Below are 13,926 nucleotides of genomic sequence, written 5' to 3'. Positions count from 1 at the left end.
TTCCTCCTAGCAAAATTACTAATTAGGCTTAACCTCTTGCTTTTCAGTTGCTTCAAGCTGATCGCCAATCTTAATATCGTTGTAGCCTTCAATTGTTAAACCACAATCGAAACCTTGCTTAACTACTTTAGCATCATCCTTGAAACGCTTAAGTGAAGCAACTTTACCAGTGTAGATTACCACACCATCACGAATTAAGTTAATGGTTGAATCACGAGTAACATAACCAGAGTCAACAAAGGAACCTGCAATTGTACCAACCTTCGAAACCTTCCAAGTTTCACGAACAGTTAAGCTACCAACAACTTTATCTTCATAAGTTGGCTCAAGCATTCCTTGCATCGCAGCTTTCACATCATCAATTGCCTTGTAAATAATGCTGTAAAGACGAATGTCAACACCATCAGCTTCAGCTTGTGACTTAGCAGTTGCAGTTGGGCGAACATTGAAGCCAATGATAAAACCGTTAGAAGCACCAGCCAAAGTAACATCTGATTCATTAACGGCACCTACACCAGCGTGAATAATGTTAACGCGAACGCCTTCAACTTCAATCTTTTCAAGTGATTGTTGCAGAGCTTCGGCAGAACCTTGAACATCAGCCTTTAAGACAATGTCAACTTCCTTCATGTTTTCTCTCTTCATTGTATCAAAGAGGTTATCTAAAGTAATATGTTGAACATTTTCTCTTGATTGTTGCAAAGCTTGTTGTGCTCTTTGTTCACCAACGCTGCGGGCAGTCTTTTCATCATCAAAGACAACCAACTTATCAGCAGATTCAGGTACATCATTCAACCCAGTAATTTCAACTGGCATTGATGGTGTTGCCTTGTCGATTTGTCGACCACGATCGTTAGTCATTACACGTACCCGACCGAAGCGGTTACCGACAACGATTGGATCACCAGTGTGCAACGTACCTTGTTGAACAAGCAAATCGGCAACTGGACCACGTCCACGAGAAAGCCGAGCTTCAACAACTGTACCAATTGCTTGTTGCTTAGGATCAGCTTTCAATTCCATCACGTCAGCTTGCAACAGAATCATTTGCAGCAAGTCGTCAACATTTTCACCAGTTTTGGCAGAAATATTAACAAAAATTGTGTCGCCACCGTAATCTTCTGGAATCAAGTTGTACTTCATCAACTGTTCAGTAACGTGTTGTGGGTTTGCTCCCGGAGCATCCATCTTGTTGATTGCTACAATAATTGGTACCTTGGCACTCTTAGCATGGTCAATGGCTTCAATAGTCTGTGGCATTACACCGTCGTCGGCAGCTACAACTAAGACAACAATATCAGTTATTTCAGCACCACGCTCACGCATGTTTGAAAAGGCCGCATGTCCCGGGGTATCCAAGAAGGTAATCAAATGATCGCCAACGTGAACCTGATAAGCACCGATCTTCTGCGTAATACCACCGGCTTCATGAGCAGAAACGTGTGTATGACGTAAGCGATCAAGCAAAGTTGTCTTACCGTGGTCAACGTGACCCATGATTGTAACAACTGGTGGACGCTTAATCTGGTTCTTTGATTCTTTAGATGCTTCCATACGCTTACTGTAAAGCGTATCAATATCAGAAATATCCTCATGAATCTTTTCTTCTGCATTAATACCGTATTCAGCAGCAATCAATTCAATCGTATCTTTATCCAAAGACTGGTTTTGGTTAGTCATTACTCCCAGCATAAATAGCTTCTTAACAATTTCTGCTGGTTCACGGTGCAAGATCTTACCCAAATCTTGAGCATTCATGCCAACTTCGTATACCAAAGTCTCTGGTAATGGACGCTCTTTTCTCTGAGTTGGCTGCTTTTTAGGTGTTTGGTCAATTTGACGACGCTTGTTCTTGCGCTTACGACGTTCTTGACGGTCAGAATGATTATTACCACCATTATTGCCAAAAGCTTGGTTTCTACCTTTACGACCAGGCTTACCAGAATTACGTGAAGTATAGCCATTACCACGGCGCTTTTCTTCCTTAACTGGCTCTGGGCCTGCATTATTAACTGTTGGCTGTTGTCTAGCTGCTGGTTTGTTCTGCTTCATTCTTGCTGGCGAAGGCTTAATAATCTTTGGACCAATAACCTTTGTCTCAGTTGTTTTTTCTTTTGCAGGTTTCTTAGGTGCTGTAGTAGTATTCTTAGCTTCTTCAGCTGCCTTAGGATTTTGCAAATGTTCATGATAAGCCTTACGTGCCTTGTCAGCTTGCTTATTTAAGCTGCTTTGCTCAACACGTTGCTTTTGCTTCAATTGCTTAAGCAAATCTTGAGCAGCTGGCTTAGAAGTACGCGCATTTGTATTAGTATTATTACTTGAACGACGATCCTGATTACGCTCTTGTGAGTTTCGGTTATTAGACCGACGATTATTTCTGCGACGATTGTTATTTCTATTACCAGTTTCTTCATTATGTTTCTTTTCATTCTTACGAATAGAAGTAACAGAAACCTTGATTTTACTGCTCTTTTTAGCAGTCTTCTCTTGCTTTTTAGCGGGAGCGGAGCTATGGAAACTACCCTTTAATTGACTTACTTGTGAATCTTCTAGTGATGACATATGGTTTTTAACATCAAAGCCGAGGTCCTTTGCTTTTTTAACCACAACTTTATTATCGATGCCTAATTCTTTTGCAATTTCGTAAATTCTTTTTTTAGCCATCCAATCACACTCCTTCATTAATCTTTTGTACTAATGCTTTGCAAAAACCAGCGTCAGTTAAGCCCAACACCTTACGTTCTTTACCAATTGCATGCGACATCTCATCGCTGCTAAATTCAGTAATAACCTTAACGTTATTCTGTTTAGCTGCTCTAGTGATCTTCTCACTTGTATCGGCATGGCTGTCATTAGCCAAAATAACTATCTTGATTTGCTTTGCTTTAAGGCCAACTAATACAATTTCAAGCCCAGAAACCAGTTTCCCAGCTCGTTGAGCTAGCCCAAGCAAATTTAATGCTTTTTGTCTATTTTGCAAATTTATTTATCACCAAACAATTCTTTTCTTGCCTTTTGATGATCTACATAAGAATAAAGATCTTCATAAAACGAGTCCGGCACTTTTGCCCCTAGACTTCGTTCTAAAACACCTTTTTCTTGTGCAAATTTGATCTTACTTGGATCTAGTGATACATATGCACCGCGTCCAGGTTTTTTACCGCTAGGATCAACAGTGACATTCTTGTCCTTGTCAATCACAATTCGCACTAATTCCTTTTTGGGCTGCATGGTATCAGTTAATAGATCTTTCCGCATTGGAATTTTTCTTTTTTTCAAAAGAACTCACCCCTAGACTTATTCTTCGTCTGCTTCTTCTTCAGATTCAGCTAGCTCTTCTTGCTCTTCTGCATCATCAGCTTGGGCTTCTAAATTATCATCAGTAGCTTCGACTTCTTCAGCAGCAGTTTCGTTTTTAATATCAGTATCAACAGTTTCATCAGTTATATTTTCAGCTGCTTCTGCAGCTTCTTCATTATCTTCGTTGGCAGCCTTACTACTTTCATCAACAAATTCAACTTCTGATTCTGGTCTAATATCAATCTTGTAACCAGTTAAGCGAGCAGCTAAACGAACATTCTGACCTTTCTTACCAATTGCTAGTGATAATTGATAATCTGGAACAATTACAAGAGCACTCTTCTCGTCTTCATCATCGCCAAATTGAACGGCAATAACCTCAGCTGGATTCAGCGCATTGGCAATAAAGTCTGATGGGTCTTCTTCGTACTTAACGACGTCGATGTTTTCACCGTCAAGTTCATTAACCACATTTTGCACCCGAGCACCACGTTGACCAACACAAGTACCCACAGGATCAATGTTAGGATCATTTGACTTCACCGCAATCTTAGTCCGATCGCCAGCTTCACGAGCAATTGAAACAATCTCGACAGTACCATCAAAAATTTCTGGAACTTCTTGTTCAAATAAGCGCTTGACCATATTTGGCGCAGTCCGAGAAACAGTGATTTGCGCACCCTTAGAATCAGAACCAACATGAGTTACAAGAACACGAATTTGGTCTTGTGGGTTGTAAGTTTCGTTAGGCATTTGGTCATTGTGTGGCATCACAGCTTCAACATTACCAATTTTAACATAAACGAAGCGATTATCACGTCTTTCAACCGTACCAGTAATCAGTTCATCCTCATATTGTGAATACTCGTCAATGATGTGATTACGTTCTGCTTCACGCAAATGCTGCATGATAACTTGTTTAGCAGTTTGCGCAGCAATCCGACCAAAGTCTTTTGGTGCAACTTCAAAACGAATTTCGTCGCCAACTTCATAAGCTTTATTGATGTTTAAGGCATCCTTCAAACTATATTCAAGCCGTTCATCATGAACTTCATCAACAACAGTTTTAACTGCAAGTAATTTAAAATTACCTTTGCGTTCATCAAATTCAACTTCAACATTTTGTGCTTGATTATAATTCTTTTTGTAAGCAGCAACAAGAGCTGCTTTAATTGCTTCGACAATAACGTCTTGCTTGATACCTTTTGTCTTCTCTAAAGTAGCAAACGCCTCTAGCATTTCTTTAGACATAAGTTTAATCAGCCTTTCTAAAATTCAATTGCAAAACGGATATTTGCAATCAACTTGCGAGGAATAGTTAATCGTTTCCGTCTCGTCTTAATCTTTATTTCTAACTCGATTTCATCATCATTAAATGACTTGAGCGTACCCTCATAATTCTTTTCACCGTCAAGCTTTTGATAAAGGCCAACATGAATATAATTATCAAGGGCTTTTTGCCAATCCTTCTTCGTTTTAATTGGTCGCTCTACACCGGGTGAAGATACTTCTAAAACGTAAGGTTCAGGGAACGGATCAGGCTCAATCTCGTCAAGTTTAGTTGAAACTAATTCACTAAGCCCGACGATTTCATCCATATCAATTCCGTTTTCACGGTCAACATATATTCTTAAATAATTTTGGCCTTTTTCTTTTACGTATTCAATGTCCACCAACTCGTCATTGCGCTGTGCAACTATTGGTTTGATTTCTGTAAGAACAAGATCTGTAACTTTCGCCAAATATTTTCCTCCGTAATAAAAAGAGTGAGCAAAAAATACTGCTCACTCGAATTAATTATCCGAACTTCTTAATTAGTATATCATATTTTAACATTGATGTTCAATCAAAAACTTTTCTGGTTAGCGTCAACTTTTTGTAGGTAATAGTCTTCATCTGCTGCTATTTGTAATTCTACTTGAAAATATTTACCAATTTAACAACTAAAACTTAACCCTCGATTAATTTAATCATTGCCGCTTCAACTTCCTCATACGACAGATAATTATCCCGAAACTTCTTAGCCTCACTCATCATCGGCAATTGCTGCTGCCGAATTTCTACTTCTGCCTTATCAGTCGCAATCCCCAATTGGTTAGCGAGATAAAATTGCAGCGGTGCCGAATGAATGTGGTTGTACACGACCTTAAAATCATGGTCAGTACCATACTTTTCTTGAGCAACCTTCAGTTCATGCAGCAGGTGCTTCTGCTGGTTAGGATACCCCGACTGGTTGGCAATGTTCTTGCTAGAATAAAGTGAACGCTTAGTGTTTAAACTAATATCGTCATTATTGGGATTAGTAAAATTACTAATAATATCTTGTGCTTGTTTAATGGTTACCATTTCTTGCCCTCAATCAACTAAATGAAATCTTTTACTTATATTATAGCTTGATAATTTAGTAAAAGTGAAACAAAGAATAAAATAAAAAATTTCTCTTCCTTAAAATGAATCGGAAACACAAAAAATCGCTAGTCTAATGACTAACGATTTTTTATATTAAATATCAAATAATGACAATTGATTTTGGTCGGGCATCCCTTCCAGAACGCCATTATCTTCCAAATAGTCCATAATCGTCTGCGATACTTTCCCACGCTTAGACAAATCTTCTTTTGACAAGAATTTTTGTTCAGCACGAGCCGCAACAATTTGTTTAGCCGCATTATTACCAAGTCCAGGTACGGCATTGAATGGTGCTAAAATCGTGTGTTGGTCAAGAATCTTAAAATTAGTTGCTTCTGATTGGTTGATGTCAACCATCTTAATCTTAATTCCTCGCTCCAAACACTCATTAGCAATTTCAAGCACCGTCAATAAACTCTTGTCTTTAGCAGAAGCATCGTTACCCTTATCCTGAATGTCAGCCATCGCCTTTTTGACCGTATTTTTACCGTGACTCATCGCAACTAAGTCAAATAAGTCAGCCCGAACGGAGAAGTAAGCCGTGTAATAAATCTCGGGATAGTAAACTTTGAACCACGCAATCCGCAGCGCCATTAAAATGTAGGCAGTAGCGTGTGCCTTCGGGAACATATACTTGATTTTAAGACATGATGGGATATACCAGTTCGGAATTTTGTCATTTTTCTTCAAGACAGCCATGTCGTCATCGCTAATTCCGCGACCATGACGCACAGATTCCATTGTTGAAAAGGCAACCTCTGGCTTAACCCCCCAGTGAATCAAGTCCATCATGATATTGTCCCGACAACCAATTACATTCTTCAGCTTGCAAGTACCGTCATTAATCAATTCCTCGGCATTTCCGAGCCACACATCAGTACCATGTGACAGTCCAGAAATCTGCAGCAACTCTGAAAACGTCGTTGGCTTAGTCTCCTCAAGCATTCCCCGAACAAATCTAGTACCAAACTCTGGGACGCCTAAGGTGCCAGTTTCTGATTGAATTTGTTCTGGCTTGACACCCAAAATTTTCGGACTAGAAAACAGCGACATGACACCCGGATCATCGGGTGGAATTGTCAATGGATCAATTCCCGATAAATCCTGCAACATTCTGATCATCGTCGGGTCATCATGCCCCAGAATATCAAACTTCAAGATATTATCATGAATCGAATGGAAGTCAAAGTGCGTCGTCAGCCACGCCGCATTGACATCATCGGCAGGATACTGCACAGGTGTGAAATCATAAATATCCATATCATCAGGCACAACAACAATTCCCGCGGGGTGTTGTCCAGTTGTGCGCTTAACACCACTGACCCCAGCAGCTAATCTATCAAGCTCGGCACCACGCAAGTTCAATTCTTGTTCTTCGTCATAATGCTTAGCATAACCATACGCGGTCTTGTCCGCCACCGTGGCAATTGTCCCAGCCCGATATGAATTATCTGGCCCAAACATAACTCGAATAAAGTTATGCGCAACTGGCTGATAGTCACCCGAAAAGTTCAAATCAATATCGGGAACCTTGTCACCGTGGAAGCCCAAGAAAGTAGCAAACGGAATATCTTGTCCATCTTTGACTAGTTCAACACCACATTTTGGACACTTTTTATCAGGCAAGTCATAACCTGAACCATATTCGCCATTCTCAAAGAACTTAGAATACTTGCACTTTGGACAGCGATAATGTGGCGCCAACGGATTAACTTCCGTAATTCCCGACATAGTCGCAACCAAACTTGAACCAACAGACCCCCGCGAGCCTACTAAGTAGCCGTCCTTGTTGGACTTGGCAACTAGCCGCTGTGAAATTAAGTAAATAACTGCATAACCATTGGAAATGATTGAATTTAATTCCATTTCCAAACGGTCTTGGACAATTTTCGGTAGCGGCTTGCCATAGAGCTCGTAGGCCTTATCGTAAGTCAGCCGTTTCATTTCTTCATCGGCATTATCAATGTGCGGTGGGAATAATCCATCCTTGATTGGTGCAATCTCTTCAGTTGCCGCCGCGATCTTATTCGGATTGGTAATGACAATTTCTTTAGCGGCTTCTTCACCAAGAAAACTAAAGGCGTCAAGCATCTCTTGCGTGGTATAAAAGTGTAAATCAGGTTGCGTTTTGTTGCGATCAGGATTACTTCTTTGCGCAGAAATTAAAATTGTGCGATAAATGGCGTCATGCTTTTCAACATAATGGGCATCCCCCGTAGCCACAACCGGCTTATTCAATTCCTTACCCAGTTTATAGATATTAGTTAAAATTTCTTCTAACTCTGCCTCATCGCTAATCAGATGGTCAACAATCATTTGCGCATAATTTGCAGGTGGTTGAACCTCAAGGTAATCATAGAACTTGGCCTTTTTACGTGCCTCGTCATAACCCTTTTGCATCATGGCAACAAAGACATCGCCTTGCAGACAACCAGAGCCATATAATAAGCCCTCATGATATTGCGCTAAGTCCGACTTAGGTGTGCGCGGTATCCGATAAAAATCTTTGGTGCTGGCTATTGAAATTAAACGGTACATGTTTTTAAGTCCCGCCTGATTTTTAGCCAAAATTGTCATGTGTGACGGCCGCGCGCGTTTAAAGACCTGACCATGAGCGGCATAATCATTCATCTTGCCTAGGTCATCTTCATCAAATTTGGCGTTAAACGCGTCAAGCAGCTTAAACATCAGATAACCTGTCGCTTCGGCATCCTGATTGGCACGATGGTGATGTTCCAAGACAACATTGTACTTTTTAGCTAGCGAATCCAATGTATGCCGTGTTTGTTCTGGGTGCAGCAAGCGCGATACTTCCAGTGTATCGACAACTGGCTGTGTAATCTCCTGAAGACCAGCTCTTCTTAGTGCTGCATTAACAAAGCCAACATCAAATTGAACGTTGTGCCCACATAAAGGCCGCTCGCCATAAAAATCTTGGAACTGTTTGATAACAACAGCTTCATCGTCAGCTGCCCCAACTTGCTCGTCAGTAATCGAGGTTAAATTAATCGTTTGCTCACTTAATGGGTGGTGCGGATTAATGAACTTATCAAAACGCTCAATGACTTCGCCGTCTTTCATCTTGACGGCACCAATTTCAATAATTGTGTCGTAAACCGATGATAAGCCTGTAGTTTCCACGTCAAAAATAACAAATTCGCGGTTTTCATAAGTCATTGGTGCTGGATTCAGTACAAGCAGCGCATGATCGTCAATCATGTTGGCTTCAACACCATAAACAATCTTAATCCCGTTTTTCTTACCGACATTATAGGCCTCAGGGAATGATTGAACATTGGCGTGGTCAGTGATTGCAATCGCCTTTTGACCAAACTTCTTAGCAGCGAGAATAAAATCTGTTGCCGTATTGGTAGCATCTAGTTGACTCATATTAGTATGCAAATGCAATTCAACACGTTTTTCTTCGCCTTGATATTTTTCTGTTCGACCAACATGCTCAACAACTTCAAAACTAGAAATATTAAAGACAACATCGTGCTGCCATTGATCATCAGCGGCTGAACCCTGCATTTTAGCCCAAGTACCCGGCTTCAATTCTGAGACACTCTTGATTTGTTCTTTATCAGAAACAAACTTTTTAAATGAAATTGAGTCACTATAATCTGTAATTTCACCGGTAAAAATAATTGCGCCCGACTTTAATTCCCGACTTTCAGTGTTAAAAATATTACCTTCGATAACGATATTTCTAGTGCCATCAACCACATCTTTAACTTGCGTAATCGGCAGGCTTTCATCAAGCTTACGATTACCATAACGTGTCTTCTTTGTTGGATAAGCTTGCGGCTTTGGCTTTTCCTTAGGTGGCGCCGCATTATAAGCTTCCTGCATGCTTTGCTCGTGCTGCTCTTGCAATTGCTGCAGACTAGCTAAATTACTTTGCGTGTTTTGCTCATCAAGCTGCGTTACAAATTTCAGATTAAAGAAACCAAAGTCACGCATTTCTTCAGCTAGTTGATCCAACATTTTTTGTTCAATTAAGCCATCAACCACTAAATTATCAACGGGTATAATCCAACGCCCATCTTCTTTTTTAGGCTTATGACTTGAAATGAACTCACGGGCAACTGGCTGCAAAAAGTCCGAATTCTGCACAGCATAGTGCCAATAATCTGTTAGATAATCATCAGCACCATCTTCAGTTCGAACAAAAAGCCGCGTTTTAACAAAAGAAGCAAAACTCGCGTTAATTGCCTTATTCAATGCCGCATAAGTTTCAAATTTTAGCGGAGTAGTAAAAAGAACATGGATATCCCACTTATGTTCTTTAGCGTATACATCCACGTTCTCAATTTCACCCTTTTGAAGCAACTCATTATCTGAGAATTGTTCTGGAAAATGAATTTGCTCTAAAAGATGTAAGAAAAGTTTGTTTTTATCAGTCACGAAAAATTATCCTAACTCTTTATTTACAAAACTATCTAATTCAGCAACTGTAATTTCACTAGCTTTATCATCAGTTGGGCGTTTAACTTCAACGACGCCTTCACTAGCCTTTTTACCAATCGTAATTCTAATTGGCGCACCAACTAAATCGGCATCGGCAAATTTAACACCAGCACGCTCATTACGGTCATCATATAGAACATCATAATTAGCACTGTACTTTTGCTCTAATTCTTCAGCCAGCTTAGTTTGAGCATCGTCCTTCATCTTCATTTGAACAATGTGCACTGCAAATGGTGCAATTTCTTTGGGCCAAGCAATCCCAAATTTAGTTGCGTGCTGTTCAACAACTGCTGATAACATTCTAGTCACACCAATTCCGTATGAACCCATGATTACCGGTTGAGTTTTACCATTTTGATCTAAGAAATCAGCACCCATGGTCTCAGTGTAGTAAGTTCCAAGCTTGAAAATGTGGCCAACTTCAATTGAGGTTGTAAATTTCAATGGTAAGTGATCAACTGGGTCAGGTTCGCCCTCATTAGCAACTCGAATATCACCAAATTGCTCAACTTTGAAGTCTCGGTTAAGGTTAGCATTCTTCAATTGGTAACCAGTCTTATTGGCACCAACAACAACATTGTAAAGACCCTTCACTGTATTATCAGCAACAATTTTATCAGCCCAATCAGCATTAACTGGGCCTACGCCGCCCTTCGCAGCACCAGTAATCGCCTGTAATTCTTCGTCGGTTGCTACTCGCAAAGAATCAGCATCAAGTAAATGAGTCAATTTGATTTCATTTACTTTCTTATCACCGCGAATTAAAACTAGCACGTGCTCTTTTTCATCGACAATATAAAGGACACTCTTAACAATTCTGGTAGCCGGTACGTTCATAAAGTCAACTAAGTCAGCAATTGTTTCCTGATCAGGAGTCGCGACTTCAGTCATTGGCTGCAATTCTTCTGGGTCTTGCTTAAATGTATCATCACTCACTGCCATTTCAAGGTTAGCAGAATAAGTGCCAGTTTCATTAGTTGCAATCGTGTCTTCACCAATTGCGGCTGGTGCTTGAAATTCGGTTGAATTTTTACCACCCATTGTACCTGAATCAGCGATTACTGGGTTTACTTGAACACCACAACGACGATAAATTGCTTCAAAAGCACGTTTTTCATCATCAAATTGTTCGTCAAGTTGCGCGCGATTGGCCGCAAAACTGTATGCATCAAGCATGATAAATTCACGTCCGCGCAATAGACCAAATCGAGGCCGGTTTTCATCACGGTACTTAGTTTGGATTTGGTACAGTGCGATTGGCATTTGCTTGTAACTCTTAATATTTTTAGCAACAATCTCAGTAAAAGTTTCCTCGTGAGTTGGCCCCAAAATACTTTCACGACCATGACGGTCCTTTAGACGGAACATTTCTGGACCATATTTTTGCAAACGACCAGATTCTTCCCAGAGTGAAGCTGGCAGAAAATGTGGCATTGACATTTCTGGCACGTTAATCTTGGCCATTTCTTCTTCCATAATGTTTTCAGCCTTGCGTAAAACGCGGTAGCCTAATGGCAAATATGCATAAACTCCAGCTGTAACCTGGCGAATATAGCCACCACGCAACATTAACTGATGACTTTTAGCCACAGCATCAGAAGGTGCCTCTTTCAATGTCGGCATAAATAATTTAGATTGACGCATTAATTTTCTCCCAAGAAAAATAAAAATTTTCTATTTAATAAAGTAACGATAAATATCATTACCAGTAACTGCAATAATTAGAACTAACAATAAGCCAAAACCAATCAGTTCAACCATTGCTTCGTGGTTCTCAGAAATTGGCTTTCTGCGGATAATTTCAATAATATTAAGCAAGAATTTACCACCATCAAGACCAGGAATTGGAATTAGATTGACAATTCCTAAATTGATTGAAATCATTGCTAAAAAGGCAAGAATGTACGAAAAGCCCATTTTGGAAACCTGCGATGTTTCCGAATAAATACCAACTGGACCAGATAACTTATTTAAACTGAAGTGTCTAAATAGTCCGCCAACAGCATTAAAAATCAAGCCCGTGGTAGAAACAGCAGTAGCCCAGCCACGCTTAAGTTTCACATTAGCGCGTTCATCACTGCGGGCCAAAATTCCAATTTGGTAACTCGTTTGTCCCTGCTGCTTTACTGCTTTGGGTTTTACTTTGACAGTTTCTCTTTGACCATTTTTAAGTAAAGTAATGGCAATCCTCTTACCCTTACTCTGATCTACTTGCATTGCAAGATCGTCAAAAGAGGTCGTTTGCTGACCATTAATCGCAATAAATTTGGAGCCCGGTTTAATCTTGGCAACCTGTGCGGGTGACCCTGGAGTAACTTGACCAACAGTAGTGGTCGCTGGACCAGGAACCGTAAATGTCCAGATTAAAAAAACAACAAATCCCAAAATAATATTCATCAAGGGTCCAGCGATGTTAGTAGCTAATTTTTGCCAAACATTTGCCTGCTGAAACTGGGTATCACGCGGGGCAATTACTAACTCGGTCTTAGATTGATCAATTATCGTCGCATCATGATTAACGCGATACGTAACTTGCTTTTCTTCATCGCCATTTTCGTATCCAGTGATGAACAAATCATCAACTAAGTCAGACTTAGTTACTTGAACGGGAACACCTTCAAGCGGAATATCAGATTCTGATGCGTCGATTTTAACAACCTCATTTTGATCATTTAACTGCAAGATCACAGTCATCCCCGGATCTAATTTGGTTTCATCATCTTTACTTGCTAACCGCACATAGCCGCCTAATGGCAACCATCGAATTGTGTAAGTAGTCGGATTACGCCTCACTTGAAAAAGCTTCGGTCCCATTCCGATTGAAAATTCTCGCACCAAAATACCGCATTTTTTAGCAACAATAAAGTGCCCAAATTCATGAACAAAAACAAGAATACCAAATACGACTAAAAAGATTAGTATGCCCTTCAATAGAATTCTCCTAGTGCATAATTCCTAACAAGGCAGCAACTACTGGTAATACAAATAGCATACTGTCGAATCGGTCCAAGATACCGCCGTGTCCCGGCAAAATCTTACCAGAATCCTTTACACCATAGTAGCGTTTATAAGCAGATTCCACTAAGTCGCCCATTTGCCCAACAATCGAAAGGAAAAAGGCAATAATAATCATTTGCATTTGTGGGTAACCTACTTGAACGCAATATACGTAAATTGCTGCGCAAATAACGGCACAAATTGTACCCCCAATTGAACCTTCCCAGGTCTTATTAGGACTAATTACTGGCCATAACTTATGCTTACCAATCTGGCGGCCTATCATGTATGCACCAGTATCAGTTAGCCACACAACAACAAAGACGTAGCACAAAAGTGCTAACCCGTTATTGCTATTTCTGATGGCGGCCATATAGTGAAAACCAGTCCCAATATATAATGACGACAGGGTGTAGACACCAACGTCATCGAAGGTCGTTTTATTCTTTGATAAAACCGTCCATGTCAGCATTAGCATAATAATAGCAAAATACATACCATACTTAGACCAATGCCATGGCATCCCCTTAATGAAAGAATCTGGAACGGCCCAAATGATTGTTGCTAATAACGCCAATAAAAAATTAATCGACACTAAAATTTGTTTCTTCATCAGGAAGATTTCACTGATCCCAACTGCCGCAAAAGCCACAGTCAACCAGTCCATCCAAAGACCACCAACATAAACGATGGGAATAAATAAAATTAAAGCAATAACTGCTGTAATAACACGTTGTTTCATATAAACTA

10 protein-coding genes are annotated in these 13,926 nt (G+C 40.2%); all 10 read right to left on the bottom strand.

Annotated elements, in window-relative coordinates:
- Window positions 1-18 precede the first annotated feature (18 nt).
- Window positions 19-2,664 (bottom strand): translation initiation factor IF-2, encoded by a 2,646-nt coding sequence (gene infB, locus PT287_RS06735; protein WP_277133675.1) that lies wholly within the window; start codon window positions 2,662-2,664, stop codon window positions 19-21.
- A gap of 4 nt (window positions 2,665-2,668) precedes the next feature.
- Window positions 2,669-2,980, bottom strand: coding sequence for a ribosomal L7Ae/L30e/S12e/Gadd45 family protein (locus tag PT287_RS06730; protein WP_277133673.1), 312 nt, complete (start codon window positions 2,978-2,980; stop codon window positions 2,669-2,671).
- Between the two features lie 2 nt (window positions 2,981-2,982).
- The gene (locus PT287_RS06725) at window positions 2,983-3,279 is read right to left on the bottom strand and encodes a YlxR family protein (RefSeq protein ID WP_277133672.1); all 297 of its coding nucleotides are present in this window, start codon (window positions 3,277-3,279) and stop codon (window positions 2,983-2,985) included.
- Between the two features lie 18 nt (window positions 3,280-3,297).
- On the bottom strand, window positions 3,298-4,551 hold the full coding sequence (gene nusA, locus PT287_RS06720; RefSeq protein WP_277133671.1) for a transcription termination factor NusA: 1,254 nt from the start codon (window positions 4,549-4,551) through the stop codon (window positions 3,298-3,300).
- Window positions 4,552-4,568: 17 nt separating this feature from the next.
- Window positions 4,569-5,042, bottom strand: coding sequence for a ribosome maturation factor RimP (rimP, locus tag PT287_RS06715; RefSeq protein WP_277133669.1), 474 nt, complete (start codon window positions 5,040-5,042; stop codon window positions 4,569-4,571).
- A gap of 208 nt (window positions 5,043-5,250) precedes the next feature.
- Window positions 5,251-5,646, bottom strand: a complete 396-nt coding sequence (locus tag PT287_RS06710; RefSeq protein WP_277133667.1) for a hypothetical protein — start codon at window positions 5,644-5,646, stop codon at window positions 5,251-5,253.
- A 156-nt stretch (window positions 5,647-5,802) separates the two neighbouring features.
- Window positions 5,803-10,116 carry a PolC-type DNA polymerase III gene (locus tag PT287_RS06705; RefSeq protein WP_277133665.1) on the bottom strand — a complete coding sequence of 1,438 codons (4,314 nt, stop codon included), beginning with the start codon at window positions 10,114-10,116 and terminating at the stop codon, window positions 5,803-5,805.
- 6 nt (window positions 10,117-10,122) lie between these two features.
- A complete protein-coding gene (locus PT287_RS06700) occupies window positions 10,123-11,823 on the bottom strand; it encodes a proline--tRNA ligase (RefSeq protein ID WP_277133663.1) in 1,701 nt (566 codons plus the stop codon).
- A gap of 30 nt (window positions 11,824-11,853) precedes the next feature.
- Complete coding sequence (gene rseP / locus PT287_RS06695) at window positions 11,854-13,110, bottom strand: RIP metalloprotease RseP (protein ID WP_277133661.1); 1,257 nt, start codon at window positions 13,108-13,110, stop codon at window positions 11,854-11,856.
- Window positions 13,111-13,120: 10 nt separating this feature from the next.
- Window positions 13,121-13,918 carry a phosphatidate cytidylyltransferase gene (locus tag PT287_RS06690; protein WP_277133660.1) on the bottom strand — a complete coding sequence of 266 codons (798 nt, stop codon included), beginning with the start codon at window positions 13,916-13,918 and terminating at the stop codon, window positions 13,121-13,123.
- Window positions 13,919-13,926 lie beyond the last annotated feature (8 nt).

Origin of the sequence: Lactobacillus sp. ESL0679 (assembly GCF_029433515.1) — a bacterium.
In the GTDB taxonomy this organism is placed as follows: Bacteria; Bacillota; Bacilli; order Lactobacillales; family Lactobacillaceae; genus Lactobacillus.
The sequence above is the reverse complement of the archived record's forward strand: the minus strand, read 5'-3'. Positions and strand labels throughout refer to the sequence as shown.

What these genes read in the sequence shown, in the direction of transcription:
- PT287_RS06690 (WP_277133660.1), bottom strand. Translation starts at nt 13,918, where the DNA reads ATGAAACAACGTGTTATTACAGCAGTTATTGCTTTAATTTTATTTATT.
- nusA (WP_277133671.1), bottom strand. Translation starts at nt 4,551, where the DNA reads ATGTCTAAAGAAATGCTAGAGGCGTTTGCTACTTTAGAGAAGACAAAA.
- PT287_RS06700 (WP_277133663.1), bottom strand. Translation starts at nt 11,823, where the DNA reads ATGCGTCAATCTAAATTATTTATGCCGACATTGAAAGAGGCACCTTCT.
- infB (WP_277133675.1), bottom strand. Translation starts at nt 2,664, where the DNA reads ATGGCTAAAAAAAGAATTTACGAAATTGCAAAAGAATTAGGCATCGAT.
- PT287_RS06710 (WP_277133667.1), bottom strand. Translation starts at nt 5,646, where the DNA reads ATGGTAACCATTAAACAAGCACAAGATATTATTAGTAATTTTACTAAT.